The 25,828-nt window shown below is 64.0% G+C and carries 26 protein-coding genes; 12 read left to right on the top strand and 14 right to left on the bottom strand.

Annotated elements, in window-relative coordinates:
• Window positions 1–79: 79 nt before the first annotated feature.
• The 7 genes from IB228_RS17455 (at window position 80) to IB228_RS17425 (ending at window position 7,905) form a co-directional block, all read left to right on the top strand.
• A complete protein-coding gene (locus IB228_RS17455) occupies window positions 80–412 on the top strand; it encodes a hypothetical protein (RefSeq protein ID WP_183638197.1) in 333 nt (110 codons plus the stop codon).
• A gap of 281 nt (window positions 413–693) precedes the next feature.
• The gene (locus IB228_RS17450) at window positions 694–2,604 is read left to right on the top strand and encodes a hypothetical protein (protein ID WP_192199345.1); all 1,911 of its coding nucleotides are present in this window, start codon (window positions 694–696) and stop codon (window positions 2,602–2,604) included.
• Window positions 2,601–3,887 carry an MBL fold metallo-hydrolase gene (locus tag IB228_RS17445; protein WP_192199344.1) on the top strand — a complete coding sequence of 429 codons (1,287 nt, stop codon included), beginning with the start codon at window positions 2,601–2,603 and terminating at the stop codon, window positions 3,885–3,887. Before IB228_RS17450 ends, IB228_RS17445 begins: the two co-directional genes overlap by 4 nt.
• 32 nt (window positions 3,888–3,919) lie before the next feature.
• Window positions 3,920–5,125 (top strand): patatin-like phospholipase family protein, encoded by a 1,206-nt coding sequence (locus IB228_RS17440; protein WP_192199343.1) that lies wholly within the window; start codon window positions 3,920–3,922, stop codon window positions 5,123–5,125.
• 18 nt (window positions 5,126–5,143) lie between these two features.
• Window positions 5,144–5,422, top strand: coding sequence for a hypothetical protein (locus tag IB228_RS17435; protein ID WP_192199342.1), 279 nt, complete (start codon window positions 5,144–5,146; stop codon window positions 5,420–5,422).
• A complete protein-coding gene (locus tag IB228_RS17430) occupies window positions 5,409–6,629 on the top strand; it encodes a hypothetical protein (protein WP_192199341.1) in 1,221 nt (406 codons plus the stop codon). Before IB228_RS17435 ends, IB228_RS17430 begins: the two co-directional genes overlap by 14 nt.
• A gap of 178 nt (window positions 6,630–6,807) precedes the next feature.
• Window positions 6,808–7,905, top strand: a complete 1,098-nt coding sequence (locus IB228_RS17425) for a DUF3578 domain-containing protein (protein WP_192199340.1) — start codon at window positions 6,808–6,810, stop codon at window positions 7,903–7,905.
• A 111-nt stretch (window positions 7,906–8,016) separates the two neighbouring features.
• On the opposite strand, the gene IB228_RS17420 is transcribed toward IB228_RS17425, so the two are convergent.
• On the bottom strand, window positions 8,017–8,286 hold the full coding sequence (locus IB228_RS17420; RefSeq protein WP_192199339.1) for a hypothetical protein: 270 nt from the start codon (window positions 8,284–8,286) through the stop codon (window positions 8,017–8,019).
• Window positions 8,287–8,857: 571 nt separating this feature from the next.
• Between IB228_RS17420 and IB228_RS17415 the strand changes: the two genes are divergently transcribed.
• Window positions 8,858–9,256 (top strand): hypothetical protein, encoded by a 399-nt coding sequence (locus IB228_RS17415; RefSeq protein ID WP_192199338.1) that lies wholly within the window; start codon window positions 8,858–8,860, stop codon window positions 9,254–9,256.
• A gap of 95 nt (window positions 9,257–9,351) precedes the next feature.
• Window positions 9,352–9,636, top strand: coding sequence for a hypothetical protein (locus IB228_RS17410; RefSeq protein ID WP_192199337.1), 285 nt, complete (start codon window positions 9,352–9,354; stop codon window positions 9,634–9,636).
• A gap of 273 nt (window positions 9,637–9,909) precedes the next feature.
• Here IB228_RS17410 and IB228_RS17405 read toward each other — a convergent pair whose 3' ends face one another.
• The 13 genes from IB228_RS17405 to rlmE all read right to left on the bottom strand — a co-directional run bounded on the left by IB228_RS17405 (window position 9,910) and on the right by rlmE (window position 24,125).
• On the bottom strand, window positions 9,910–12,168 hold the full coding sequence (locus IB228_RS17405) for a P-loop NTPase fold protein (protein ID WP_192199336.1): 2,259 nt from the start codon (window positions 12,166–12,168) through the stop codon (window positions 9,910–9,912).
• Window positions 12,169–12,569: 401 nt separating this feature from the next.
• Window positions 12,570–12,857 (bottom strand): YrhB domain-containing protein, encoded by a 288-nt coding sequence (locus IB228_RS17400; RefSeq protein WP_192199335.1) that lies wholly within the window; start codon window positions 12,855–12,857, stop codon window positions 12,570–12,572.
• A 130-nt stretch (window positions 12,858–12,987) separates the two neighbouring features.
• Window positions 12,988–14,280: an adenylosuccinate synthase gene (locus tag IB228_RS17395; RefSeq protein WP_141456083.1), complete on the bottom strand. Its 1,293-nt coding sequence runs from the start codon at window positions 14,278–14,280 to the stop codon at window positions 12,988–12,990.
• Window positions 14,281–14,670: 390 nt separating this feature from the next.
• Entirely contained in the window at window positions 14,671–14,856 is a 186-nt protein-coding gene (locus tag IB228_RS17390; protein WP_183638220.1) for a DUF2065 family protein, read from the bottom strand.
• Between the two features lie 179 nt (window positions 14,857–15,035).
• On the bottom strand, window positions 15,036–15,899 hold the full coding sequence (locus IB228_RS17385; protein ID WP_183638223.1) for a protease modulator HflC: 864 nt from the start codon (window positions 15,897–15,899) through the stop codon (window positions 15,036–15,038).
• Complete coding sequence (gene hflK, locus IB228_RS17380; RefSeq protein WP_183638227.1) at window positions 15,896–17,026, bottom strand: FtsH protease activity modulator HflK; 1,131 nt, start codon at window positions 17,024–17,026, stop codon at window positions 15,896–15,898. Before hflK ends, IB228_RS17385 begins: the two co-directional genes overlap by 4 nt.
• Before the next feature lie 321 nt (window positions 17,027–17,347).
• Window positions 17,348–18,649 (bottom strand): ribosome rescue GTPase HflX, encoded by a 1,302-nt coding sequence (gene hflX, locus IB228_RS17375; RefSeq protein WP_141456079.1) that lies wholly within the window; start codon window positions 18,647–18,649, stop codon window positions 17,348–17,350.
• A 119-nt stretch (window positions 18,650–18,768) separates the two neighbouring features.
• Window positions 18,769–19,050, bottom strand: coding sequence for an RNA chaperone Hfq (gene hfq, locus IB228_RS17370; protein WP_141456078.1), 282 nt, complete (start codon window positions 19,048–19,050; stop codon window positions 18,769–18,771).
• Window positions 19,051–19,167: 117 nt separating this feature from the next.
• The gene (gene miaA / locus IB228_RS17365) at window positions 19,168–20,124 is read right to left on the bottom strand and encodes a tRNA (adenosine(37)-N6)-dimethylallyltransferase MiaA (RefSeq protein ID WP_192199334.1); all 957 of its coding nucleotides are present in this window, start codon (window positions 20,122–20,124) and stop codon (window positions 19,168–19,170) included.
• Between the two features lie 219 nt (window positions 20,125–20,343).
• Window positions 20,344–21,243, bottom strand: coding sequence for a dihydropteroate synthase (gene folP, locus IB228_RS17360; RefSeq protein WP_192199333.1), 900 nt, complete (start codon window positions 21,241–21,243; stop codon window positions 20,344–20,346).
• Window positions 21,243–21,413: a hypothetical protein gene (locus tag IB228_RS17355; protein ID WP_181444283.1), complete on the bottom strand. Its 171-nt coding sequence runs from the start codon at window positions 21,411–21,413 to the stop codon at window positions 21,243–21,245. The genes folP and IB228_RS17355 overlap by 1 nt, the downstream gene beginning before the upstream one ends.
• 104 nt (window positions 21,414–21,517) lie before the next feature.
• Window positions 21,518–23,443: an ATP-dependent zinc metalloprotease FtsH gene (ftsH, locus tag IB228_RS17350; RefSeq protein ID WP_181444286.1), complete on the bottom strand. Its 1,926-nt coding sequence runs from the start codon at window positions 23,441–23,443 to the stop codon at window positions 21,518–21,520.
• A 49-nt stretch (window positions 23,444–23,492) separates the two neighbouring features.
• Window positions 23,493–24,125 carry a 23S rRNA (uridine(2552)-2'-O)-methyltransferase RlmE gene (gene rlmE / locus IB228_RS17345; RefSeq protein WP_183638255.1) on the bottom strand — a complete coding sequence of 211 codons (633 nt, stop codon included), beginning with the start codon at window positions 24,123–24,125 and terminating at the stop codon, window positions 23,493–23,495.
• 99 nt (window positions 24,126–24,224) lie between these two features.
• Here rlmE and yhbY point away from each other — a divergent pair, with 99 nt between their 5' ends.
• The 3 genes from yhbY to IB228_RS17330 are packed head-to-tail and all read left to right on the top strand — an operon-like array spanning window position 24,225 to window position 25,550.
• Window positions 24,225–24,530: a ribosome assembly RNA-binding protein YhbY gene (gene yhbY, locus IB228_RS17340; RefSeq protein ID WP_183638258.1), complete on the top strand. Its 306-nt coding sequence runs from the start codon at window positions 24,225–24,227 to the stop codon at window positions 24,528–24,530.
• 28 nt (window positions 24,531–24,558) lie between these two features.
• A complete protein-coding gene (locus tag IB228_RS17335) occupies window positions 24,559–24,942 on the top strand; it encodes an Mth938-like domain-containing protein (protein ID WP_192199332.1) in 384 nt (127 codons plus the stop codon).
• On the top strand, window positions 24,939–25,550 hold the full coding sequence (locus tag IB228_RS17330) for a D-Ala-D-Ala carboxypeptidase family metallohydrolase (RefSeq protein ID WP_192199331.1): 612 nt from the start codon (window positions 24,939–24,941) through the stop codon (window positions 25,548–25,550). The genes IB228_RS17335 and IB228_RS17330 overlap by 4 nt, the downstream gene beginning before the upstream one ends.
• Window positions 25,551–25,828: the final 278 nt, after the last annotated feature.

The raw sequence follows: 25,828 nt of genomic DNA, 5'->3' as shown, positions 1-25,828 counted from the left end.
GTCGCCGCCACTGGATAGCCTCCTGTCGCCGCTAATGGCACCGCTCGCCGCGCCCGCGGTGATGACCAAGGAGATGAACATGAAAATGTGGAAGATGATGTGGAAGCCGGCACTGGTGCTGCTGGTATTGCAGGCCGCCGCCTGCAGTTCGATTGCGCAGAAGACCAACAACCTCAGCGACGACAAGATCAAGTCCCAGACCGGTGGTGCGCTGGGCTACATGCCGGAAGACCTCACTCTGGTCAGCCGCCGCACCGAAGGCACCAACACCTACGTCGCCCTGAAGGCCAAGGACGGCAAGGAATTCAACTGCATCGTCAACGGCGGCAACCTGCTGTCGATGGGTATGACCAACCCGCCGGTCTGCTCGCCCAAGGGCCAGCCGGTCAAGGCCGCGCCGTTCGGCCAGTAATCCGTGGTGGCGCCGGGCTTGCTCGGCGCCGTATGTCTGGGCCATCCCGCGAACCGCAGCGGAGCAAGCTCCGCTCTACGCCAATGGTGAGCCTCGCTGTCCTTACTGCGACAGTACCTGCCGTCCGTCGGACAACCACCGGATCCGATTGCAGCGGCCATTCACTCCTGATAAATGGCAAAGCTCGCGCCGTGATGGGGACACAGGGGCCGGCGCGCGGCTGACAGAGACTGGATGCTTGCCGTCGCATCGCCACGGAGGTCGTTGTGCGAAAGTCGCCCTTGGATACGCGCCCGGAGCGGCGCCCGCTGCGCATCTTTGCGTTCGACCCGATGATTGCCCGAGGTGGCGATCACCGGGTGACCATCGAGATCCCCTACCGCCCCATCGAACGCGACGAGCGTTCCTTCCGCGATGATCGGCTGGAGGTGGTGGACTACGACGCCGCCACCCAGCGCTACTACCGCGCCGTGGATCTGGGCGATGACGACATCGCCATGGTGCATGGACTGGAGCCGGCGGAACATGACCCGCAGTTCCACCAGCAGATGGTCTACGCAGTGGCCTCCAAGGTGCTGGAGAACTTCGACCGCGCGCTCGGCCGACGGTTGCGGTTCCGCCGGGGCGAGCGGCTGCGCCTGTTCCCGCACGCCTTCCAGGCGCGCAACGCCTACTACGACAAGAAACTCAACGCGGTCCTGTTCGGCTACTTCCCCGCCGACGATGACGATCCCGGCGCCAACCTGCCCGGGCAGACCATCTTCACTTGCCTGTCGCACGACATCATCGCCCACGAAGTCGCCCATGCCGCGCTGACCCGCCTGCACGAGTACTACAGCGAGCCCACCAACCCGCAGGTGCCCGCGCTGCACGAAGCCTTCGCCGACATCGTGGCGATGTTCCAGCGCCTGACCTTTCCCGAACTGGTGGCGCCCGCCATCCGCGAGACCCGCGGCGATCTGCTGGCCGAAAACAACATCCTGCTCAACATCGGGAGCCAGTTCGGCGCGGCCACCGGCAAGGGCCAGGCGCTTCGCCGGATCGCCGGAAAACCCGATCCGGCGCTGTTCGCCGCCACCCGCGAACCGCACGCGCTGGGCTGGATATTGGTATCCGCGGTGTACGAAGGTTTCGTTCTGACCTATGTGCGCCGCACCCGCGATCTGCTGCGCCTGGCCACCGGCGGCAGCGGCCGCCTGCCCGAGGGCGAACTGCATCCGGATCTGGTCAACCGGCTGACCACCGAATGCGTGCGCACGGCCCAGGCCGTGCTGTCGATGTGCATCCGCGCCACCGACTACCTGCCGCCGGTGGATCCCACCTTCAGCGATTTCCTGCGCGCCATGGTCACCGCGGATTTCGAGCTCAACCGTTCCGATGATTCCGGCCTGCGCGCCGACATGATCGAAGCCTTCCGCGCCCGCGGCATCCGGCCCGAGGCGGTCGGCTCGCTGGCCGTGCAGTCCCTGCTGCTGCGGCCCGAGGAACCCGACGACCCGGCCCCCGCGGAATCGGCCGAAGACACCTCCAACCTGGAACTGGCGGACATCGTCCGCACCCTGCTGGGCTTCGGCGCGCGCGAACTGGATCGCAACGTCAATCGCCGGGAATCGCGTCGCCGCAGCCAGAAGCGGCGGCTGAGCGAATTCACCCTGTCGCAATCCTGGCCGGAACTGGCGATGAAAGCCGAATCCACGGCCGCTCCCGCCGAAACCGCACCTCCCGAATCGACCGGCGCCGACGAGGAGGAAGAGGAAGAAACCGAACCGGAACTCAGAAGCATCGGCGTGCGCCTGCACAAGTGGGCCGATGCCAACCGCACGCGCCTGAAGCTGGACACCAATCCGGAGATAAAAGTCGCCATCCGCGGCTTCCATCCGGTCCACCGCATTGCCCCCAACGGCGAACTGCTCATCGAGATGGTGGTCCACGTCGTGCAGAAATCGCCCAGCGACCGTCCATTGGGCGGCCTGGTCTATCGCGCGGGCGCCACCGTCATCGCCAGCATCGACGGCCATGTCCGCTACCTCATCTGCAAACCCTTCCAGACCACCCGCGAGGAACGCATGGTCAGCTGGCTGGGCGCATTCGACGAAGCCTGCGGCCATTCCTGGAAAACCGATCAACTGGCACCCAGACGCCTGCTGGACGCGTACTCGGCACGGGCCATGGATGGGAGGCGCTGGCGATGAGCACCGTCAAGATACGCATGTACAACGTCGGCTTCGGCGACAGCTTCCTGATCACGCTACCTGACGGCCAACTGATCCTCATCGATGCCGGCTTCCACAGCCGCGGCAAGGGCGAGTTCAGTGGCGACGAGTTGGTCGAGCAGATCACCAAGGACGTCAAGAGCATCACCGGCGCGGAAGAAGCGCATATCGACGTGGTGATCTGCACCCACCGCCACGCCGATCACCTGTTCGCGTTCAACTCCTCGCTGTGGGATGAAGTTTCAGTGGGCGAGGTCTGGCTACCGTGGGTGGAAGACCGCAAGAACGAAAAGGCGGCTCGACTATGGAAGAAGCAGGCCAGCTTCGCGATGAACCTGGCCACTGCGCTGAGCTCGTTCCAGTTGAATGCGGCAGATCGCGAAAGCGTGGAATTCATGCTGTGGAACGCCGGCGTCGAACTGCCCGGCATGGCCGCCGCCGGCGGCTGGAGCAATGCCAAGGCGCTGGACTGCCTGCATGAGGGCTTCGCGTACCGCCGGCGCACCAAGCCGCGATTCCTGCCCGCCACCCAGAAGTTTCCGGAATCCTTTTCCTGTCCAGACCTGCCCGATGTGGTCATCCACGTGCTGGGCCCGCCCCGCGATCCGGAACTCATCGAGGAACTGGATCCGGAAGCCGACGGCGAAACCTACCGCGCCCTGGCCATGCGCGCCGCAGCCGCCGCTAGCGGCGAAGCGGTGGCCGACATGTCCGCCCTGGCCGCGTTCGGGCCGGAATGGCAGGTGCGCGAGGACGAGGACGGCGCCGAAGACCTGCTCACCCGCAACGAGAAGAAATGGCTGGAGAACCTGGCTACCGGCGCCGATGCCCTGCTCGCTGCCACCCACGTGGACGACATGATCAACTCCACCAGCCTGGTCCTGGTGATCGAAGTGGGCAAGGCGCGCCTGCTGTTCCCCGGCGACGCCGAGTGGGGCACATGGAAGCGCATCCTTGCCGACGACGACGCGCGTGCGCTGCTGCACAACGCCACCTTCCTGAAGGTCGGCCATCACGGCAGCCACAACGCCACGCCCAAGACCCTGGTGGAGGAAGTCTTGCCGGAAGGCATCCCGGCCATGATTTCTACCCAGGAAGGCTCCGGCAGCTATCGCAACAACATTCCGCTCCCCGATCTGGTCACCGCGCTCGGAAAACACCATTTCCGCCATGTGCGCAGCGACCAGTTGCCCGAGCGGCTGCCTCGCGGATTCCGCAAAGGCGATGACGGCAAATGGATTGAACTGTCGATTCCCTGCTGATTTTCCGTCCGTCCCCGCACAGGAGTGCCGCGATGATCGAGCTCGATCAACTGGTCCGCGAACCCACGCGCGACAACGCGCCGCCCAGCCCCGGTGCGGCCATCGCGCTGTCCGGTGGCGGTTATCGCGCCATGCTGTTCCATACCGGCGTGCTGTGGCGGCTGGGGCAGTTCGGATTCTTTTCGGGCCAGCCGCTGCAAGGACTCACCGCGCCCGGCAAGCTGTCCACGCTGGGCCCGCTGGCGCGGGTGTCCAGTGTGTCCGGTGGCTCTATCGTCTCGGCGGTGCTGGGCCTGGCGATGGCGCAGCTCAAGCCGTTGTCCGGTGTCGCTTTCGACCAGGCGTTCCAGAGCGCGGTGGTCGCGCCCGTGCGGCGCATGGCCGCCACCACCCTGGCCGGCACCAGCGCCGCCGGTATCTGGCAGGTCATCAAAGACATCCTGCTGCCGGGCAGCATCAACGACCACATCGCCCGGGCCTACGACAAAGCGCTGTATCGCGGCAAAACCCTGCAGGATCTGCCCGATGACGTGCGCTTCGTCATCAACGCCTCCAACCTGCAGTCCGGCGCGCTGTGGCGTTTCTCGCGCCCCTACATGCGCGACTGGAAGGTGGGTGAGGTGCCCAATCCGGTGCTGTCGCTGGCCAGAGCGGTCGCGGCCTCGTCGGCATTTCCGCCCGTGCTGGCGCCCGCGGAACTCAAGCTGGAAGCCTCGCAATACACGCCCCATACCGGCTTCTTGCAATATCCGCCGTACACCACCCATCCCGTCCTGGCCGACGGTGGCGTCTACGACAACCTGGGGCTGGAAACCTGTTTCAAGGGCTTCATGACCCTATTCGTCAGCAACGCTGGCAAACCGTTCGCACCGCTGCCCGAACCCTCCCGGAATTGGGTCTCCATCGGCTCGCGCTGCATCGACGTCATGGACAACCAGGTGCTGGCGCAGCGCAAGATCCTGCTGGTAGGCGCCCTGCGCGACAAGCAACGCTACGGCGCCTTCTGGGACATCCAGCAGGACATCGCCAGGCATCCCTGTCCGGATCCCCTGCCCTGCCCGGCCAAGCGCACCGCCGAACTGGCCGCCGTCCCCACCGATCTCGCCCACAAGGACAAGACCTTGCAGGAGCGGCTGATCAACTGGGGCTACGCCAATGCCGACGCCGCCGTGCGCGCGTGGTTCAACCCCACCTATCCACCGCCGGCGGACTTTCCGTATCCGGCGACGAAGGTTTGACATCCAACAGGAGGCGACATGGACGAGGAAACCATTGAATTATTGCGCAGTACCGCATGGACAAAAGCCTCCGTCGCCATCTGGAGTGGCATACCGCCTTCGGAACTACGCCTGTCGCAGAAGCTCATGTCGCCTCCATTCCCATCTAATCAAGAGCTTCTCCGCCAGATAGCAAATGGAGTATTCAAGGATAGAGATCCCAACTACACCGATGTTCAGCGGGCGCGCTGGCAAGCGGCCATTACGCCAAATTCCACCATCAGGGATGTGAGGGACCTTTGTCATGCGAACCGCTAGCGCCCTCCTTCTCTTTCTTCTTTCGCTCATGGTGAACGCCAAATTACTGGCCCAAACTCCCACGCCCTCCGGTGCGCCAATTTGTGGCGAAGTGGAAAAGCGAACCAAGTTCGATGCCGCGCAGGTGACCCGTGACGTGACGGCATATGATTCCGACAACGATCAATCCATGACGGAAGCCGAGTATCGGAGCTACCTGCTGGCGTGCGACAGATCCGTACGTTCGAAGAAAGACGACGCGGAAAAGGAGAAGGAGGTACAGACCATCCTTTTTGACCTAGTCACTTCCCGCGACGGCCTTGATTGCGTGGACAGGCCTACCCGCTGCGCGTTTGGCAAGCGCCCCATTCATGTCGTACAGGCGTTCTCGGTCGGCCGGGACGGCGATCTGTTCGTGGCCTTCAAACCCAAGATCACGGAAATCGCCCCGTCCATGGGCATCGGAAGATCCGTGCTTGATGCCACCAGCCCGCTGTCCAGTGACCCGGTGGCGAAGGTACCTTTTCTCGTTTCCTACAAGCGTGACTACGCCAAAAAGGAAGAAGCTGGGCTGCTGCTGGGCAAAATCACCTATGGCCCTTGGTTCTGGGGCGAAAAGGAAAGGTGGGACGGCAATGTGAGCGCGACACTGGACGTCAACACCGGCAAGAAGCGCGAGGAATCCACCGTGGCCTTCGGTACCACGGCGACCTACACCCGGACATTGGGCGGGAACGGGTTTTCGTTCTCGATTACGCCCGAATATGGAACCGACGGCAACGGCGACCGTGATGTGGTCACGCTGCGGACCCAACTGGCGGTAATGGGAGAGGACTTCCTGGGCGCGGGCCAGTGGAAGCGTCTGGGGCGCGGCGACTATTCCTGGGACCCCAGTCTGACGTTCTACTGCGGCGAAGTACGCGACGACGGCGGCAATATCGCCCTCGCAAAAATAGCCCAGCAGGGAAGCTATTGCCGCGCGCAACCGGGCATCCAGATGCGTTGGCGAGCCGACAGGATGGCGGAATACGCGTTCGGCATGCGCCTGGCGTACAGCCAGACCTATGACCTGCAGGACGATTGGGACCGCGGCTACGGCGAGCTCGAGGCGACGCTGGGCATCAAGGAAAGCCCGCTGCAATTGATTCTTCTCTACCGGAAGGGACGCAAAGCCCCGGCTTTCGAAGACGAGAGGGCCTTGATCTTCGGCATCGGCATCCAGCTCTAGCCTCCCCGCGCCGATTAGGGCTCTTAGTTCGCAGGGGCCCGCACAGCCAGCACGGCCGGTTCACCGCCTGTTTCCCGTCAATTTTCCGTGGCCCAAATCTTGCAGGATCCGGGCCTGAGGGCCGACCCACCATCGGGTCTTCCTGGTCTGACACGGCAACTAGGGGAAATGAATGGACTTGTCCCAAATCCTGGCGGAGGTCATCGCGCTACAGGGCCACTACACTAGTGAAAACACGGAACAAATGCAGGACCGGGGCATCCGAATTCGAGACGTGCTACCCGCAGCCCTAAGAACCAGAGCCCACCAACTTCCTCAGCTTCTCGATATTCCGGCAAATGACCTATTGATCGAAGGTAAAGATGGGGCGGGACGCAAGTCAGAGGTCCCGTGGGTACGATTGGCGTCTAGGTCACGCTCACCCAGCGCAACGGCTGGCTGGTATGTCGTCTGGCTGTTCCGGAAGGATGCCGCGGGTGTCTATCTAGCCCTGGCACACGGTTCCACACAGTTCCAGCATGGCTCTTTTGTCTCGCGTTCCAACGAGGAACTCAAGACGCTCATGGGTTGGGCGCGCAAGCGGCTCTCCGCGGAGATCGCGACAAACCCACGTCTCGTTCAAGACGTGAATCTTGCAGCGCCCGGATATCGAAGCCTGGGTGATGCTTACGAGAAATCTTGCGTAGCGGCCTTCTACTACCCTGCAAGCCAGCTACCTAACGACGACATCCTCTTCCAGGATCTTTTCACCCTCGCCAAGATGTTATCTGCCTTGTATCGAACTGAGGCAAAGGGCGAGGTTCCCACCACAGATTCGCTGGAAGTATTTCAAGCGGAAATAGCTGCGGCAGCGATCTCTCGTCCAAGCTCCGCGGCGACTCAAGGCTACGGCCTTTCGCATCCAGAACGCCTCGCGGTCGAAAGACGCGCAATGGAACTCGCCACCAACCATCTATCCTCCCAGGGCTATACCGTATCGGATGTCAGCGCTAAAGAGTCATACGATTTGCTCGCCAAGAGGGGGTTGGAGATTCTTCACATAGAGGTCAAAGGAACGACCGGCGGGCTCGGCTCCATTCTTCTTACCGCCAACGAAGTTGAGCTCCACAAGCAACGTCATCCGAAAAATGGGCTAGTCGTCATTCACTCTATGTCGGTCGCCACACAGAATGGACTTCCCACTGCGCATGGTGGACAGCTGGAAGCGTGGATGCCATGGCGCATTGATAGCGAGCGCCTGCGTGCTCTCACCTATGCCTACACGCTATCGGGATAGCAACTACCTGCTTGGAAACCTGCGGGATGAGCGCCGTTCGGCCCTTACCCGCTTGTTCCTGCGCCCCTCAATAACCGGACGACATTCCGCCGCCCGGTCAATATGTGCCGCCTAGCGCGGCTGCCAGCTCGTGTGTTTCAACACGAAGTCCAGCTCCTCGGTCCACTTTTCCAGCACGTAGGCCCAGTCGCCCACCGGCGGGGTGGGTTCGTAGCGGTTGGACAGCTCGCTGCGTGAGCGGGCCAGCGTGGTGGTCAGGCGGACGCGTTCGCGCAGGCCGTACAGCAGGTGGTAGGCGTCCTGGGTCAACAGGTAGCCGGTGCGCTTCTTTTCGCGCGGGGGATGGCGGTTCGAGTGAGAGTGATGGCGGTCGTCGCCCATGGCGTTGCTCCCTTGCAGTGCAGAGGCCCGCCTGCATGCGCAGGCGGGATGTCGGGAGGCTCGAAACCGCAAACAGCCGGCGGGCGTATTCCCCTTGTGGGGTGTTGTATTAGCCGCCCTCCCGACACAGGAAGCCTGCGACGGGAAATTATGCCCGAACGTGAGTTCGGGCATAAAAAAGCCCACCAAATGTCGGTGGTGGGTACCGCTGTTTGCGGAGTTTCGAGGCTCCGGGGGTAATGGTTAGGGGCTGGGGTGGGTGGTGTCAACGCACATTGAGCGGATCTTCATGCTGCGTCAGCTATCGACCCAAAGCTGACGCTCGGCCGAAGAAAGGGCGGATCCAGCTCACCCGATAAGGGTCTCGCAAGTGGGGGGCAACCCCGGGGAGCACACCGTTAGACACAGTCTCTGTTGGTCCGGATATACGTCGCCTTGTTAGCCGGACCCAGCGGCCATAAGATCGAGCGGTATCAAGGGGATAGCTCACCATCCGGTGGGCTGTAGATAAGTCGTATAACCTGCCCCTGGGATCCGGCTATTAGGTAGTCAGGCTGCGGAAGGGGGTTCAATGCAATTGATACTCTTAGCAATGCTCGCGCTTGCTGGCGGTGAGGCGTCAACTACAGCTGAGGATGCCGTGACGGTCGCTACTACCGGCGTTGCGAACCAACACGTCGCCGTAAGTTTGCTGTCCGCGATGTACTACTGCGAAAACAAGAGTTGGCCTGAAAGCATCGAGGCCGTTCAAGCATTCCACCAAAAATCAAAGTTTCCGCTGCCCGTCCAACCAGACTGGGTCATGCTTGGTGCGGACGGATCTAGCTACATCATTGACCAAGACACCTTGACACTGACTACTGGCGCTAACGCGATCGCAAAAGCGCATAAAGTCATGTCTACAAACAAGCCGCCAGGTTGCGCTGGTCACAATCTTGACGTCAACGCGGGGATTCACATCGGTGAGTAGCCCGGAGCCTAATAAGTCATTCAAGCCGCCCCCGCTTCGCGGGTCGACTTAGCTAGGGCGTTAGGCCATTTTACTAATAGCCAATGGAGATGATCATGATCGGAACATGGACGACACACTATGACGGCTCTGTTGAGGGGCGTAGCGTCATTGTTCAGACGCACTCAGATGGCGGGTATCGCGTCAAGACAACTCAAGGCGAGGACTACGGTGGGAACGTTTTCGGCGATGAATCAAGCACCGCAATCATCTCGCCAACTCCTAGGGGAACACCTATGGACGTTGATGGAGAGACTATTGATGAGGTGAAGGAACAGCTCACCCAAGAGGGTTTCAGTGAGAGTGCAATCATCGAGATTGTTGGCCATTTCCCGGCCTAAAAAGTCATTCAAGCCGACGCCGCTTCGCGGCGCGGCTTCATTCAGGCGTTGATCCCAATTTCCGCTTCTGGCCGAAAGCGGTCCTGCCAGCCCGGGCTGCGGTAATTACCCATAGCGGCCATGGCCAGTGCACTCGGCCGTCATCGCCCGTCGCACATCCCGGATACCGCCGGTACTGGGGTTAGGTCCGTGCAGCCTGAGAAGGGGGCTATCTATGGACCAGGGTGTGGGTGGGCCATGAGCACCCGAGCTGGAAATGGGCTTCAGCTAAAATCATCGCTCGTCTGGGAACTGCTCCTCCGATTGCTCGTTTTCCTGCGCTACGACCATGTTATGAACATGCATAAACTGATGAGCAAATCGAAGCGTCAGCGAGACTTGGGCGCTGTGATGGTACTGCGGACTGTCTAATTCCGTCCCGTATCGCGCTCGTAGCCGCTGTGCGACTACCTCTGGGTCTATCAGGCGTGCAATGTTTTCATAAGTATCTCGGTCCAAGTCGGATCGATGAGGCACACCAGTGCTCATATCCCACGCCTCGCCGACAAACGCATCCAGGAAAGCGTTGACTTCGCTGATGTCGACGTCAAGGCAGGCAACGAGACGGTTAGCCAAGCCAGCGGCATCGACATCGTGCCACCAGTGATACAGCATGACCGCCTGCCGGCCGAACTGCCGATAGAGCGGTTCAGTAGCATCCGAAGGAATGATGGATTCATTCACAAGCTGCGCCCTGAGGTCATTGAAGTCAGTATCTTCAAAGACCTGTTCCTCAGGCGTGCGGCTCGGACTGGGGAACATCCAACGAAGGCTCTCACTGGCAAACGGCACAGGCGATGCAGAGCGCAGTACTTCCCGTGCAAGTGCCAGCCTGGCATCTGAATCTCTAATGCCCCTGAGCAAGAAATAGATGACAACGCCGGCTTGGGTGAAGACGCCGCCGGTAGAGAGCATGCCGCGCTCGTAGGGGAAAAGACGACCATTCCGCGCCAGCAAAGGCGCCAATGCGGTTGCCACTGCCTCAGGCAACTGGTCTTCCTGTTGACGTAGACGTTGAATGAGGGACGCAACTGCCGCTGGCTTTGCCAGCTCCTGTAATGCGGCATCCTGCTCGGCGTTGGTCTGTGTGGTCAGCTCATCGAGAAATTGCTGCAGAAGACGATCGGAGAGCTGACTGCCCGAGACCCCGTAGGCAAAAAATTTCTGAAAATAGGAGCTGGAGCACACCCGCTGTTCGCGCGACCATTCGCTCTCCCATTCCGATCCATAACCCGTCAGTCCCATGCGCGGGAACAGCGCATGCAACACACCAGACACCACGCGCTCACGCCGCGGTGGCGTCAGCTCTGGCGTGGCATCTTCGATCAGCTGGACGAACTGATGCTGGCGTTCCTCGCCATCGCGGTCAATCTTTCTCAAGAGTAACGAGGGGTTTTCGCGGAGTGCTTGGTAGAGCCGCGGATGGAAGAGCCTCAAGGCTTCCAAGAGCATGAACTCCCCGATATGCACCTCACCTTTGACCAGAGGCAGGGAGAACAAGAGCGCGTTCGTATACAGGTGGGCTTGGCGCGGTGTGCTCAAGCTCTCTTCGATCACCCCAAAGCGAACAATGAATGCATCAACCTGCTGCTGCGGCAACGAGATCTCCGCAACGCTCAAAGCCTGATTAAGGCCTTCGTAGACGAGCCCGCGTAGCGCCGAGATCTCGGCCGATGGGAGGTGCAACGGTACCTGGATGATCTTTTCCAGGAACGCCCGGCCGGAAGCATCACCGCCAGCGCCATAGCGCTCGCCTAATGCAGCGGCTACTACGGCATCATCGAAGGCGAGCAGATATGTCGTGCGCGAGAAACCTGCCGAGAGCTTGACTAGCTTGAAGATAAGATGTGTCTCAGCCCGGTCAAGTCTGTCGATGTCATCAATGAGAACGACCACACGAAGATGTCCTTCTGCCAAGAATCCTTCAACTCTGGCCTTCAGGTCATCCAACGTGGTCGTCGAGAGCGCCTCTCCCAGTCCCGTAGCCGCATCGCCACCGTTGACCACAGACAACACGCTTCCATACTTCTTCAAGGCTGCACCAAATTCCTCCTTCTTTGACGTCAGTCGGGCCCCGACCGCTGTCGACAATGTGTCGAAGAACCCACGCAATAGTTGGTCTTCGGATGTGAACTGCCATGGATTGAAGTGGGCAACCACGACATCGGAGTGTTCCTTTAGGCGCTCCTCGATCATGTGCAAAACGGAGGTCTTGCCGTCGCCCCATGGTCCGTATAGACCAAGGACGAGTCCGGAAGTATCGGCACGCCCAGAGATCGTGTCAGCAATTCGATGTGCAAAGTGCACCCTGGAGAACCGATCGTGCGCACTGGTATGAATCGGCCGGTCCGCCGAATAGCTGCGCCCATCCGCCTTAGGCGCCGCCTCACCGGCGGCTTGATCTTGAGTTGGTGTATTTCCAGTCTTATCGTCCGATCGAAGCGAACGGGCGAAACCTGCGGCCCATGACTTAAGCCTAGTCGTAACTCTCATTGACACATCCCTCCGATAGTCCCTTAAGTCGAGAAGATAGGTGCAGTATCCCCGCCTGGCCCTAGTCTTCATTGTCGCCGAAATCCAAGGCGTAGCCGCTTCGGCATCAGGCGGACGTAGGGTGCGCTCAGAAGAACACTAGACCCAAGCAAGCGATGTCCGCATCTGGCCGAAAGGAGACACCAAGAATTTCGCTGTCCAGTACTAAAATGGCCTCCCGCAAACCCTGCCTATTTTCGGCTTCGTTATACCGATTTCAAGCAAACGATTCCTGCAACATCATCGTATAGTCGCGTTCCAGGCCGGTGGAAACGGTGGCCAGTAGGCGACCTGATAGTTCTTCCAGGGTGCGCAGGTGTGCGCGGACGGCCAAGTGGAGTTTGATCACTTTCGGTGCCCAACTAAGACGCCCCGCCTCTCATGCGTTCGATTTCGTCTCCCCAGTCGTCCGAACTGGAGAGAGCTGTTAAACGACCACCTCGCTCAACAAACAACGGTCCATTGCCGGCCAATGCGTGGCTAATGTTCCCGCTGCCAATGTAAGCGGAAGTGTTGTAGAAGAAGATCCATCCGCCATCTGCGCCCACAGGCTCATAGCTCGCGATGGACAGTTCCTGCCCTACTTCGGATTCCAGAGCTTTCAGGTAGCCAAGGGCGATTTCCTGGGCCTTGTCCAAATCGATGCTCACGATTTCCGTCCTTTTTATCGGACTGATATAACGCAGCCCGCCAGAGTTTTCGTCTCGGACATCCTTACAAAAAAAGCCCCGCAATGCGGGGCCTTTTCCACTACTCTGTGGGCCTAAGCCCAACCACAACTCAAGCAAACGGATCCTGCAACGTCATCGTATGGTCGCGGTCCGGGCCGGTGGAGACGATGGCCAGCGGGCAGCCGGACAGTTCTTCCAGGGCGCGCAGGTAGGCGCGGGCGGCCGGGGGCAGCTTGTCCCATTCGGTGATGCCGTGGGTGGTTTCGGACCAGCCGGGGAATTCCAGGTAGACCGGCTCGCATTCTTCCCAGCCCTGGGCGTCCAGCGGGGCGTACTCGGTTTCCTTGCCGCGGTAGCGGTAGGCGATGCACATCTTCAGCTTTTCCATGCCGTCCAGCACGTCCAGCTTGGTGATGCACAGGCCGGTGATGCCGTTGATGGCCACGGCGCGCTTGAGGGCGACGATGTCGATCCAGCCGCAGCGGCGGGGCCGGCCGGTGGAGGCGCCGTATTCCTGTCCGCGGTCGCGGATGCCCTGCCCCACTTCGTCGTCCAGTTCGGTCGGGAACGGGCCGCCGCCGACGCGGGTGGCGTAGGCCTTGGCGATGCCCAGCACGTAGTCGATGGCGTCCGCGCCCACGCCGCTGCCGGCCAGCGCGCCGCCGACGGTGGTGTTGGAGCTGGTGACGTAGGGATAGGTGCCGTGGTCGATGTCCAGCAGGGCGCCCTGCGCGCCTTCGAACAGCACGCGCTTACCCTGCTTGCGCAGGTCGTGCAGGATGCCGGCCACGTCGGACTTCATGGGCTGGACGTATTCGCCGAAGGCCAGTGCTTCGTCGTAGACCTGCTGGAAGTCCACTGCGTCCACGCCCAAGTACTTGGTCAGGACGAAGTTGTGGTAGTCCAGCGCGGCGCGCAGCTTTTCGGCCAGTTGGTCGGGGTAATGCAGGTCGGCGATGCGGATGCCGCGGCGGGCCACTTTGTCTTCGTAGGCGGGGCCGATGCCGCGGCCGGTGGTGCCGATGGCCTTGCCGCCGGCGGCCTTCTCGCGGGCCTGATCCAGGGCGATGTGGTACGGCATGATCAGCGGGGCGGCCGGGGAAATCTTGAGGCGCGAGCGCACGTCCACGCCGCTGGTTTCCAGTTCCTCGATTTCCTTGCGGAGGGCGGCCGGGCTGATGACCACGCCGTTGCCGATCAGGCACAGGGCGTCGGGCCGCAGGATGCCGGAGGGAATCAGGTGGAGGACGGTCTTCTTGCCGTTGATGACCAGGGTATGGCCGGCGTTGTGGCCGCCCTGGAAACGGACGACCGCACCGATTTCCTCGGTGAGCAGGTCGACGATTTTGCCTTTGCCTTCATCGCCCCACTGGGCGCCGAGAACGACGACTGACTGACCCATGACGGGTAACTCCTTCGCTTGTTGGCGACCATCGGGGCCGCCGGGATGGGCCGGACCGGGCGCGGCGTTACCGATGCGGGCCGTCTCCATCGGGGAGGGGTCCACTACGCTGTGCCCAGACACGGAAAAAGCCGGCGGGGTTGGCTCTGGCGAGCGCCCGTCCGGCTTTTGTGCATTATCCGGGTTTTGGGTGAAGGGGGCTACCCCGATTGGCTGAATGGGGGGCAATCCGGCCAAGGGCCCCTGCCCCGTTTCTTGTGGGAGCGACGTGAGTCGCGAGGGGCGACCTGGCTTCCGGAGCCGGTTGAGCGGCCGGGCATCGCGAATCGCGACTCACGTCGCTCCCACATTCCTACACTCCCTCAGGACGGGGAGAGGGCTGCGGGCACCTCAGTGCCGCAGCCACCACAGCAGGGTCAGGCCGATGATCAGGACCAGGCCGCCGGCCTGGCGGATCTGGGCGTCGGGCAGGTTGAGCAGTTGCAGGGCCAGACGCTTCCACAGGCCCGGCGAGACCAGCAGGAACAGGCCTTCCAGGACGGCGACCAGGCAGAGGGCGGACCAGAGATCGGGCATTGGGGCCGGGATTGGGTAGGAGCCGGGATTGGGGATTAGCAGAAGCGTTGCTGGCGGATAGCTTCAGGTATCGGGGCTTCTCTTCAGTGCGGGGCATCACCCGCCCTCAGCCATTCGGCGACCAGGATTCGCTGTTGCGAATCCCGAATCCCCACTCCCCAATCCCGGAGCGACCGCGCTTAGCGGTCGCTCTTCAAGTACTGCAAAAACGGATCGTCCTTGTCCAGGACGATGACGCTGTTGCCGTCGGCGAAGGACTTCTTGTACGACTCCAGGCTGCGCTGGAAGGCAAAGAACGAGGGGTCCTTGTTGGCGGCGGCGGCGTAGATGCGGGCGGCTTCGGCGTCGCCTTCGCCGCGCAGGCGCTGGGCGTCGCGTTCGGCTTCGGCCACCAGCACGGCCTGGTCGCGATCGGCCTGGGCGCTGATGGTTCGGGCCTGCTCTTCGCCTTCGGCGCGCAACTGGCTGGCGACCTGCTTGCGCTGGGCGCGCATGCGCTCGTAGACGTCGGTGATGACCTGGCTGTCGGTGGGCAGGTCGATCTGCTTCAGGCGCAGATCGGTGATGCGCATGCCCAGGGTGGCGGCGCCCTCGTTGATGGCCTTGAGCTGGGCGGTGACGATCTGGTTGCGATCGCCGGAGACCAGCTGGGTCAGGGTGCGGGCGTTGATTTCGTTGCGCAGCGAGTCGGTGATGATCGGCGCCAGGCGATCATTGACCAACTTCTCGTCGCCGCCGGTGGCGCGGTAGAACGCGCGCACGTCGGAGATGTGGCCCACGGCGAAGAAGTCGATGCTGACGTCCTTGCGCTCGGAGGTCAGGTAGCGCTCGGGCTGGGTTTCCAGCACCTGGAAGCGGCGGTCGAACACGCGCGCGGTTTCCACCAGCGGCCACTTGAAGTGCAGGCCGGGCGGGATGTCGGCGCGGGCCACGCGGCCCAGGTTGAGGACCAGGCCGGTCTGGTCCTCGCGGACCACGTACACCGAGCCCATCAGGCCCAGCACGATGGCGACCAGCAGCGCCACGATTGCGGGAAGTCTCATCGTCCACTCTCCTCACGTCCGGCCGATCGCGCGGGACGCTCGGCACTGCGCAGCGGGGTTGTCGCGCTGCTTTCCACGGCGGGCATCACCACTTCCGGCGCCGGGGCGCTGGACGATGCCGGTGCGGCACCCGTCTGCGCGGGCATCGGCAGGTAGATCAGCTGGCGGCTGTCGCCGCCGATGACCTTGCGGTTGTTCTGTTGCAGCACCTGCTGGACGGTATCCAGCCACAGGCGCTTGCGGGTCACGTCCGGCGCGTTCTTGTACTGCTCCTGGAGCAGGCTGAAGCGGTCGGCGTCACCCTGGGCGCGGGCGACGGTGGCGGCCTTGTAGCCTTCGGCCACGGTGCGGGTACGCGCCGCGGTACCACGTGCCTCGGGCACGATGCGGGCGGCGTAGGCACGCGCTTCGTTGACCAGGCGATCCTTGATCTGCTGGGCCGAGTTGACCTCGTCGAAGGCCGGCTTCACTTCTTCCGGCGGACGCGCGTCGGGCAGGTTGAGTTCGGTCACGACCAGGCCGGTCCGATAGGTATCCAGCGAGGCCTGCAGGCGCTCCTTGGCCTGGCTGCCCAGCGGGCCGCGCTCGCCGAGTACGGTGTCCAGATCCGAGCGGCCCACCTGTTCGCGCACGGCGCTCTGCGCGGCCTGCTGCAACACGTCGTCGGCGTTGCGCGAGCCGTACAGGTACAGGCGTGGATCGGCGATGCGGTACTGCACGTTGACCGACACGGTGACGATGTTCTCGTCGCGGGTCAGCACCGGCATGGTGTTGCTGAAGTTCTTGATCTCGGTGGCGTTGACCTTGGTGACGCTTTCAATTGGCCACGGCCACTTGAAGTTGGGTCCCGGCTGCATGACGCGGGAGAACTGGCCGAAGCGCAGGACCACGCCGCGCTGCTGTTCGCCGATCAGCTGGAAGCTGGAGAACAGGACCAGCAGCAGCAGCGCCACGCCGATCCAGCGCAGCGGGCCGTTGCCGTCGAAGGAACCGCGCAGGCGATCCAGCAGATCGCCCAGTCCGCCGCCACTGTTGCCGCCGCGGGGATTCCAGCCCCGTCGGTTGTCGTTGTTGCCGTTTCCGCCGCCGCTGCCAGAGCCGCCGCTTCCAGGGGTGTTCCAGGCCATGCCCACTCCGTCGTCAATGATGCGTGGGCCGAAACCGACGCGTTTCCGATTCTACAAGATAGGGCCGCCCGGCCGCCGGACAAGGGCTGAAGGGCATGGGCCGGGCGGTTTTTTGCCGGGTGGCTGGCGGGATGCGGGGATGTTTTGCGGGGTGGGCGGGTTTCCGGTCGCGACTTACGTCGCTCCTACGCGGGCGGCGGGGCTTTTTGTGGGAGCGACGTCAGTCGCGACCGGGAAGCTGGAAGACCACTGGAGGTTTCGTCACGTCGGTGGGATTGCGGTCGCGACTGACGTCGCTCCCACAACGCACAGGGTGGGTGATCAGAAGGTGTCTTCGACGGGTTCGGGGAGCAGGGTTTCCAGGGCGTGGCCGCCCGCTTCGGCGGCCAGCCGGCGCGCGTCGGCCAGGGCCATGTCCAGGTCCAGATGCCAGCCGGTTTCGTCGTGGCGTTCGCCGCGCACCGCGCCGAGCGCGTGCAGGCGGGAACGCAATCGCGCCGAGCGCTCGCCCAGGTGCACGGTGCCGATGATCCGTTCCAGCCCGAGTTTCTGTGCCAGCGCTTCCTTCAGCACATCCAGCCCTGCGCCGTCGCGCGCGGAAATCCACACGCGCTCGTGGCCTTCGTTGGGCTGGTCGTGGCGCGGTTCGGCGCCTTCGATGCGATCGATCTTGTTGAACACCAGCAACTGCGGAATGTCGCCGGCACCAATCGCCTGCAACACTTCATCGACCTGGGTGATGCGTTCCTCGCGCAGCGGATCCGCGGCGTCGATGACATGCAACAGCAGATCCGCCTCGCGCGCCTCGGACAGGGTGGAGCGGAACGCGGCGACCAGTTCGTGTGGCAGATCGCGGACGAAGCCGACGGTGTCGGCCAGCACCACGCCGCCGCCAGGCAGTTCGATGCGGCGCACGGTGGGATCCAGGGTGGCGAACAGCTGGTCGGCGGCGTAGGCCTCCGCGCCGGTCAGCGTATTGAACAGGGTGGATTTGCCGGCATTGGTGTAGCCGACCAGGGCCACGCGCGGCAGTTCGCTGCGCACGCGGGCGCGGCGCATCTGGGTGCGCTGCACTTCGACTTTTTCCAGCCGCTTCTGCAACTGCTCCACCCGCTTCTGCAGCAGGCGGCGGTCGGTTTCCAGCTGGGTTTCACCCGGGCCGCGCAGGCCGATGGAACCACCGCGCTGGCGCTCCAGATGGGTCCAGCCGCGCACCAGCCGGGTGGCCATGTGCTTGAGCTGGGCCAGTTCCACCTGCAGCTTGCCTTCGTGGCTGCGGGCGCGCTGGGCGAAGATGTCCAGGATCAGGCCGGTGCGATCCAGCACGCGGCGTTCCAGGAATTTCTCCAGGTTGCGCTCCTGGCCGGGCGAAAGCGGATAGTTGACCAGTACCAGATCCGCGCCGGTGGCTTCGGCCGCGGCCTTGACCTCTTCCAGCTTGCCGCTGCCGATCAGGGTGGACGGATTGGGCCGATCGATGCGGGCGGTGAGCAACGCCGCGATGCTGGCGCCGGCGGAGCGGGCCAGATCGGTGAATTCCTCGGCGGCGCCATCATCCGGCGGGCCGCCGGCGTGGGGCTGGATCAGGAGGGCGTGTTCGCCTTTGCGGGAACGTTCGAACATGGAAAGCGGTTTGGACTCGATTTCAGGGAGGATCCGGTCGCGTCAGGCGCCCGGATCCCATCACATGGGGGCGGTCGCCCCCGATTTCACCCTGGAATCTCCACCGGTTCCCCGGGTGTTTACTCGGTGTCTTCTTCTTCTTCGCCCGCCGCGCCGCCCTCATTGGACTGCACATAGCCGCCACCCGGTCCCACGCGCACGTTGCGCGCCGGCACCACGGTGGAAATGGCGTGCTTGTAGACCATCTGGCTGACCGTGTTGCGCAGCAGGACCACGAACTGGTCGAACGATTCGATGGTGCCCTGCAGCTTGATGCCGTTGACCAGGTAGACCGAAACCGGCACCCGCTCGCGGCGCAGAGCGTTCAGGAAAGGATCCTGCAAGGATTGCCCCTTGGACATTGTGGCGAACTCCCGAAGTGTTGCTTATAGGAATAATTGTGGTGTTTCCGGGTCCGCGCGCTTGTATCCCCTGGCGGCCCGGCCCCCGATGTTACACAACCGGGGCGGTTTGACCAGCTACGGGGCGCCCAGAAATTGCTGTCGGGCCCGCTCCAGGGCGGCCTGGTCGCGCCCGGGGTCGAACCAGCGGGCATCCAGTTCGCCCCGCAGCCAGGTCAATTGGCGCTTGGCGAGCTGGCGGGTGGCGTAGATGGCGCGGTCGCGGAATTCGGTGGCGGAGACGGCGCCGTCCAGGTGTTCCCAGGCCTGGCGGTAGCCCACCGCGCGCACCGCCGGCAGGTCCAGCGGCGCGGCCACGGCCTGCATTTGCGGCAGCGCGCGCAGCCGACGGACCTCGTCCAGGAAGCCCTCGGCCAGCATGGCGTCGAAGCGCTGTTCGATGCGCGCATGCAGCACGGCACGCTCGGCCGGCGCCAGCACCAGTTTGAGCACGCGGAACGGCAGGCGCGGCGGCCCGGGTTCGCGCTGCCACTGGCTGATCGGCTTGCCGCTGAGCCGGTAGACCTCCAGCGCACGCTGGATGCGTTGGGGATCGGTGGCGTGGATGCGCGCGGCCGCCTCGGGATCGACCCGGGCCAGCTCGGCATGCAGGGCTGGCCAGCCGCGTTCGGCGGCTTCGGCGGCCAGCGCGGCGCGGGTGTCCGGGTCGGCTTCGGGCATCGGCGCCAACCCTTCCAGCAGCGCACGGAAATACAGCCCGGTCCCGCCGGCCAGAATCGGCAGCCTGCCACGCGCGGCGATGTCGGCCAGCACGGCGCGCGCGTCGGCGGCGAATTCGGCGGCCGAATAGGTCTGCCACGGATCCCGCACGTCGATCAGGTGATGCCGCACCCGCGCCTGCATCGCCGCATCCGGCTTGGCCGCGCCAATATCCAGCTCGCGATACACCAGCGCCGAATCGATGCTGACGATTTCGCCATTGCAGCGCTCGGCCCATTCCATCGCCAGCGCCGTCTTGCCCGAGGCGGTCGGGCCCATCAGGGCAATGGCGAGGGGGCGGGTGTCGGCGGGCATGGGGGTGGTTGGGGATTGGGGATTCGGGATTCGGGATTGGGGATTGAAGGAGGTTGGGCTTTTGCCTCCCCCTTTGAAAAAGGGGGATTGAGGGGGATTTGCTTTTGGCGCCAAGAGCAAATCCCCCGTCACCTGCTTCGCAGGTGCCCGCCCCCTTTGTAAAAGGGGGCTATGCATTTCTCCCGATCGAAGGAAGGCTGCGGAGAGCTGTCGTCTCCCTCAATCCTCATCCGGCCAGCGAATCGTCGGCGCCGCGGATTTGGCGCGCGGTTGCGGCACCGCGGCCACCGCATTCCACACCTTGAGCGCATCCACCGTGGCGGCCACATCATGCACGCGCACGATCGCCGCGCCACGCTGGACGGCAATCAGGTGCGCGGCGACCGATGCGGCGACGCGCTCGCTGGCGACATCACGCCCGGTGAGTTCTCCCAGCGAGCGCTTGCGCGACAGCCCCGCCAGCACCGGCACGCCGAGTTCGACGAAGCGCTCCAGCTGCGCCAGCAATGCAAGGTTGTGCCGGGTGTTCTTGCCGAAGCCGAAACCGGGATCGACGATCAGGTTCTTCTTGGCGATGCCGGCCATCTCCGCGGCGAAGATGCGCTCGGCCAGGAAGCGATGGACGTCGCCGACCACGTCGTCGTAATCCGGCGCTTCCTGCATGGTGCGCGGCTCGCCCTGCATGTGCATCAGCACTACCGGCACGCCGAGGGCGGCGGCGGCTTCGAGCGCGCCTTCGCGGCGCAGGCCGTAGATGTCGTTGACCATGCCGGCGCCGGCATGCACCGCCGCGCGCATCACTTCCGGCTTGAAGGTGTCGATGCTGATCGGCAGCGTGGTTTCCTTCGCCAGCCGCTCGATCACCGGCACCACCCGACGCAGTTCTTCTTCCACGGAAACATCCGCGGCGCCGGGACGAGTCGACTCACCGCCGATGTCGAGGATGTCCGCACCCTCCTCCGCCAGCTTCAGACCGTGGGCGACCGCCGCCTCCAGGGTGTCGTGCGCGCCACCGTCGGAGAACGAATCCGGGGTGACGTTGACGATGCCCATCACCCGCGGGCGATCGAGCTTGAGAATGCGACCGGCACAGTCGAGTTGCGGGGTGGTGTCGAACATCAATCGGGATCCTTGGGTTTGCGGGAAGCGGCCGCGGCGGACAGACCGCCGCCAATCGCCACGCCCAGCGCCAGCCACAGGGCCAGGTTGCCGGTGGCCACACCGACGGCGGCGCCGATGGCGATGCCCAGCGCGATGGCCACGCCGGGGTTGGTCTTGAAGTTCTTCATGAAGGACTCCTGCGCGCGTTCGGCCGCCCGATGCGGCCCATTATCCACGCAAAACAAAAGACGGCCGAAGCCGTCTTTCGTGACCTTCCGGATGAGCGCCCGACTCAGGTCTGGGCGGCCGGACCGCCCAGCGGCGGCAGCGGGCGCGATTCCGGCTTGTCGCCGTCCTTGCCCGACTTGCCCCAGCCGGCCGGCGGCGGCGGCTCGCGACCTTCCATGATGGCGTCGATCTGCGGCGCATCGATGGTCTCGTATTGCAGCAGCAACTGGGACATCGAATGCAGCTTGTCGAGGTTTTCGGTCAGGATGCCCTTGGTGCGCAGGTAGGCGCGATCCAGGATGGCCCGGACCACTTCGTCGATGCGGCGCGCGGTCTCGTTGGAGACGTTCTTGTGCTGGGTGACCGAACGGCCCAGGAAGACTTCGTCCTCTTCCTCGCCGTAGGCGATCGGACCCATCTCGTCGCTCAGGCCCCACTTGGTGACCATGTTGCGGGCCATCTTGGTGGCGCGCTCGATGTCGTTGGAGGCACCGGTGGTGACCTTGTCGGCACCGAAGATCAGCTCCTCGGCCACGCGGCCACCGTACAGCGAACACAGCTGCGACTCGATGGCGACGCGGTTGAGGCTGTACTTGTCGCCTTCCGGCAGGTACATGGTCACGCCCAGCGCGCGGCCGCGCGGGATGATGGTGACCTTGTAGACCGGGTCGTGCTCCGGCACCAGCCGGCCGACGATGGCGTGGCCGGCCTCGTGGTAGGCGGTGAGGGTCTTCTCGTCCTCGCTCATGGCCAGCGAGCGGCGCTCGGTGCCCATCAGGATCTTGTCGCGCGCGCGGTCGAAGTGATCCATGCGCACTTCCTTGGCGTTCTCGCGGGCGGCGAACAGCGCGGCCTCGTTGGCCAGGTTGGCCAGGTCGGCGCCGCTGAAGCCGGGGGTACCGCGGGCGATCACCATCGGCTCGACGTCGTCGGCCAGCGGCAGCTTGCGCATGTGCACGCGCAGGATCTGCTCGCGGCCCTTCACGTCGGGCAGGCCGACCACCACCTGACGGTCGAAGCGACCCGGGCGCAGCAGCGCCGGGTCCAGCACGTCCGGACGGTTGGTGGCGGCGATGACGATCACGCCCTCGCCTCCCTCGAAGCCGTCCATCTCGACCAGCAACTGGTTCAAGGTCTGCTCGCGCTCGTCATGACCGCCGCCGAGGCCGGCACCGCGATGGCGGCCGACCGCGTCGATTTCGTCGATGAAGATGATGCACGGCGCGTGCTTCTTGGCCTGCTCGAACATGTCGCGCACGCGGCTGGCGCCGACGCCGACGAACATTTCGACGAAGTCGGAACCGGAAATGCTGAAGAACGGCACGCGGGCTTCACCGGCGATGGCCTTGGCCAGCAGGGTCTTGCCGGTGCCGGGCGGGCCGACCATCAGCACGCCGCGCGGAATCTTGCCGCCCAGCTTCTGGAACTTGCCCGGATCACGCAGGAACTCGACCAGTTCGCCGACTTCCTCCTTGGCCTCGTCGCAGCCGGCGACGTCGGCGAAGGTGATCTTCACCTGGTCCTCGCCCTGCAGCTTGGCGCGCGACTTGCCGAAGCTCATGGCGCCCTTGGCGCCACCGCCGCCCTGCATCTGCCGCATCATGAAAATCCAGAAGCCGATGATCAGCAGGACCGGCAGGAAGTTCAGCAGGATCACGCCCAGGCTGATGCCCGATTCCGGCGCGTCGCGGGTGATGGTGACGTTCTTGCGGACCAACTGGTTGACCAGTTCATCGTCGGCCGGGCCGTAGACCGTACCGGTCTGGCCGTCGGCGCGCTTGTACTCGATGGCATTGGTGGTCAGGTTGCCGTCCTTGGTGAAGCGCACCGAGGACACGCGGCCGTTGTCGACCTCGCGCAGGAACTCGGAGTAGGTGACTTCACCACCACCGGCACCCGCGCCCATCTTCGGCGAAAAGCTCTGGAACACCACCATCAAGACGACGGCGACGACTACCCACAGCAGCAGATTCTTGGTCAAGTCGTTCATCCTCATCGGCCCCGCCGTTCCTCTTTCACGATATCCACGTTAAGCCACCTTACTTCATCCGGGCACGTTTGCCCTGCCCCAGCGCATAGACCTCCGGCGACCGCTTGCGCGAGGCGTCCGGCTTGCGGATGACCACCTTGTCGTACCGGCGCCTCAGTTCCTTGACGTAGTCGTCGAAACCGGTGCCCTGGAACAACTTGATCAGGAACGCACCACCGGGCTTGAGGTGGCCATCGGCGAATTCCATCGCCAGTTCGGCCAGATACATCGCCCGCGGCTGGTCCACCGCATCCACACCACTCTTATTGGGGGCCATATCGGACAGCACAAGGTCCACCGGCTGCCCGTCCAGCATGGACTCCAGCTGGGATAACACGGCCTGTTCCCTGAAGTCTCCATGAAGGAATTCGACGCCGGCCAGCGGCGGCATGTCCAGGATGTCCATCGCCACCACCCGGCCGCTGTCGCCCATGGCCTGGCGGACGAACTGGGACCAGCCGCCCGGGGCGGCCCCCAGGTCGACCACCACCATGCCCGGCTTGAGCAGGCGATCGCGTTCCAGCAGTTCTTCCAGCTTGTAGGCGGCGCGCGAGCGCATGCCCTCGGCCTGCGCCTTCTTCACGTAGGGGTCGGAAAAGTGCTCGCGGAGCCAGCGTTGGCTGCTTTTGCTGCGTGTGGCCATGAGGGCGTCAATCTCCGCCGGCCTTGCGACAGCGGGCGGAACGGCGGCGGGAAAGGCCGCCATGATACCCTGAACACCCTTTCCCACCCTGATTTGTGCATGCCCGTCGTTCTGACCTCCGCCCAGACCCGTTTCCTGCGTGGCCAGGCCCATGACCTGAAAGCGCTGCTGCAGATTGGCGGCAAGGGAGTCACCCCGGCGTTCATCGCCGAACTGGACGGCGTGCTGGAACACCACGAGCTGATCAAGGTGAAGGTGGCGGGCGAGGACCGCGAGGCCCGCGACGCGATGATCGCCGAACTGGCCGAGCAGACCGGCGCGGCGCTGGTCCAGCGCATCGGCCACACCGCCGTGCTGTACCGCCCCAGCAAGGAACGCCGCCAGATTGTCCTGCCGCGGGCCTGACGGCCTGCCCGGCTCCGAGTCGCCTCCCATGCAACTGAGCCACGAACTCCCCGATTACGCCTACACCCTGCGCGCGGCCGACGGCCGCAGCGCCAAGGTCAACGATCGCGTGCTGACCGCCAGCTTCGTACTGTCGCCGTCGGAGCTGCGCGAGGACTGGGGCCCGCGCGACGTCGCCTCGCTGACGCCCGAGGACCTCACCCCCCTGCTGGCGTTGCAGCCGGAGGTCATCCTGCTGGGAACCGGTGACCGCCAGATCTTCCCGCCGGCCGCGGTCATGGCCGCCGGCCTGACCCGCGGCGTGGGCATCGAGGTGATGACCAATGCCGCCGCCGCCCGCACCTTCAACGTGCTGGCCAGCGAGTCGCGCCGGGTGGTGGCCGGATTCCTGCTGGACGCCCCGGCCGCGTGAACCGGCGGCGGGCGCTGATCGCGCTGCTGTCGCTGCTCCTGCTGGCCGCCTGCCAGCGCGCCCTGTTCCCGCCGGAAACCGTCGAACAGCGCTTCGCACGCTGGCACCGCGACCACGCCGCCGAGGCTGGCGCCTATCAAGACTGGCTGGCGTCACAAGGCGTGGCCGAGGTCATGCCGTTGTCGTCGCTGCTGCGGACCTCGCGGCGTTGGCAACGGTGCGAGGCCGCCGAGTTCGCCGTGCCGCCCCAGGCCGAATGGGCCGGGATCCTGCCGACCCTGCGGTTGCTGCGGCAACTCCAGACGGAAGGGTTGGTGGATGGCCGGCGCATCCGCTCCGGCTGGCGCGACGCGCACACCAATGCTTGTTCCGGCGGCAGCACGCGCAGCCAGCATCTGCGCAACCGTGCGCTCGATCTGGATCTGGATCCTGCGGTGGCACCCGAACGTCTGTGCGGTTACTGGCGGCGGCATGGACCTGCCTTGCGGATGGGCCTGGGTTTCTACTCCGCCGGACACATCCACATCGATACGGCGGGCTTCCGCACCTGGGGCAACGATCACACCCGGCGCACCTCGTTGTGCATGCAATCGCCACATTCCCTGTAGGAGCGACGTAAGTCGCGACCCGATAGGCTTCCGCTCAAAAGGCATCGCGACTGACGTCGCTCCCACAGGAGGGCCCGTTGCGCCGTGACGTTTGACCCAATATGCAGTGGCGAGCGTGATGTGAGTCGCTGGCCTGCGGCGTGCCGATGATTTCCGGTCGCGACTTACGTCGCTCCTACAAGGCTTGGCCTATGCGCAAGGCAGCCTGGCATGAACCCACCATTGTAGGAGCGACGTAAGTCGCGACCCGATAGGCTTCCGCTCAAAAGGCATCGCGA

Origin of the sequence: Pseudoxanthomonas sp. PXM04 (assembly GCF_014851695.1) — a bacterium.
Classification (GTDB): Bacteria; Pseudomonadota; Gammaproteobacteria; order Xanthomonadales; family Xanthomonadaceae; genus Pseudoxanthomonas_A; species Pseudoxanthomonas_A beigongshangi.
The sequence above is the reverse complement of the archived record's forward strand: the minus strand, read 5'-3'. Positions and strand labels throughout refer to the sequence as shown.

Excerpts from the sequence above, each read along its gene's own strand:
- rlmE (WP_183638255.1), bottom strand. The coding sequence starts at position 24,125 with ATGGCCACACGCAGCAAAAGCAGCCAACGCTGGCTCCGCGAGCACTTT.
- IB228_RS17390 (WP_183638220.1), bottom strand. The coding sequence starts at position 14,856 with ATGCCCGATCTCTGGTCCGCCCTCTGCCTGGTCGCCGTCCTGGAAGGC.
- IB228_RS17410 (WP_192199337.1), top strand. The coding sequence starts at position 9,352 with ATGATCGGAACATGGACGACACACTATGACGGCTCTGTTGAGGGGCGT.
- ftsH (WP_181444286.1), bottom strand. The coding sequence starts at position 23,443 with ATGAACGACTTGACCAAGAATCTGCTGCTGTGGGTAGTCGTCGCCGTC.
- IB228_RS17385 (WP_183638223.1), bottom strand. The coding sequence starts at position 15,899 with ATGAGACTTCCCGCAATCGTGGCGCTGCTGGTCGCCATCGTGCTGGGC.
- IB228_RS17420 (WP_192199339.1), bottom strand. The coding sequence starts at position 8,286 with ATGGGCGACGACCGCCATCACTCTCACTCGAACCGCCATCCCCCGCGC.
- miaA (WP_192199334.1), bottom strand. The coding sequence starts at position 20,124 with ATGCCCGCCGACACCCGCCCCCTCGCCATTGCCCTGATGGGCCCGACC.
- IB228_RS17430 (WP_192199341.1), top strand. The coding sequence starts at position 5,409 with ATGCGAACCGCTAGCGCCCTCCTTCTCTTTCTTCTTTCGCTCATGGTG.
- yhbY (WP_183638258.1), top strand. The coding sequence starts at position 24,225 with ATGCCCGTCGTTCTGACCTCCGCCCAGACCCGTTTCCTGCGTGGCCAG.
- hflX (WP_141456079.1), bottom strand. The coding sequence starts at position 18,649 with ATGTTCGAACGTTCCCGCAAAGGCGAACACGCCCTCCTGATCCAGCCC.
- folP (WP_192199333.1), bottom strand. The coding sequence starts at position 21,243 with ATGTTCGACACCACCCCGCAACTCGACTGTGCCGGTCGCATTCTCAAG.
- IB228_RS17395 (WP_141456083.1), bottom strand. The coding sequence starts at position 14,280 with ATGGGTCAGTCAGTCGTCGTTCTCGGCGCCCAGTGGGGCGATGAAGGC.
- IB228_RS17435 (WP_192199342.1), top strand. The coding sequence starts at position 5,144 with ATGGACGAGGAAACCATTGAATTATTGCGCAGTACCGCATGGACAAAA.
- IB228_RS17445 (WP_192199344.1), top strand. The coding sequence starts at position 2,601 with ATGAGCACCGTCAAGATACGCATGTACAACGTCGGCTTCGGCGACAGC.
- IB228_RS17355 (WP_181444283.1), bottom strand. The coding sequence starts at position 21,413 with ATGAAGAACTTCAAGACCAACCCCGGCGTGGCCATCGCGCTGGGCATC.
- hflK (WP_183638227.1), bottom strand. The coding sequence starts at position 17,026 with ATGGCCTGGAACACCCCTGGAAGCGGCGGCTCTGGCAGCGGCGGCGGA.
- IB228_RS17440 (WP_192199343.1), top strand. The coding sequence starts at position 3,920 with ATGATCGAGCTCGATCAACTGGTCCGCGAACCCACGCGCGACAACGCG.
- IB228_RS17415 (WP_192199338.1), top strand. The coding sequence starts at position 8,858 with ATGCAATTGATACTCTTAGCAATGCTCGCGCTTGCTGGCGGTGAGGCG.
- IB228_RS17405 (WP_192199336.1), bottom strand. The coding sequence starts at position 12,168 with ATGAGAGTTACGACTAGGCTTAAGTCATGGGCCGCAGGTTTCGCCCGT.
- IB228_RS17455 (WP_183638197.1), top strand. The coding sequence starts at position 80 with ATGAAAATGTGGAAGATGATGTGGAAGCCGGCACTGGTGCTGCTGGTA.
- hfq (WP_141456078.1), bottom strand. The coding sequence starts at position 19,050 with ATGTCCAAGGGGCAATCCTTGCAGGATCCTTTCCTGAACGCTCTGCGC.
- IB228_RS17335 (WP_192199332.1), top strand. The coding sequence starts at position 24,559 with ATGCAACTGAGCCACGAACTCCCCGATTACGCCTACACCCTGCGCGCG.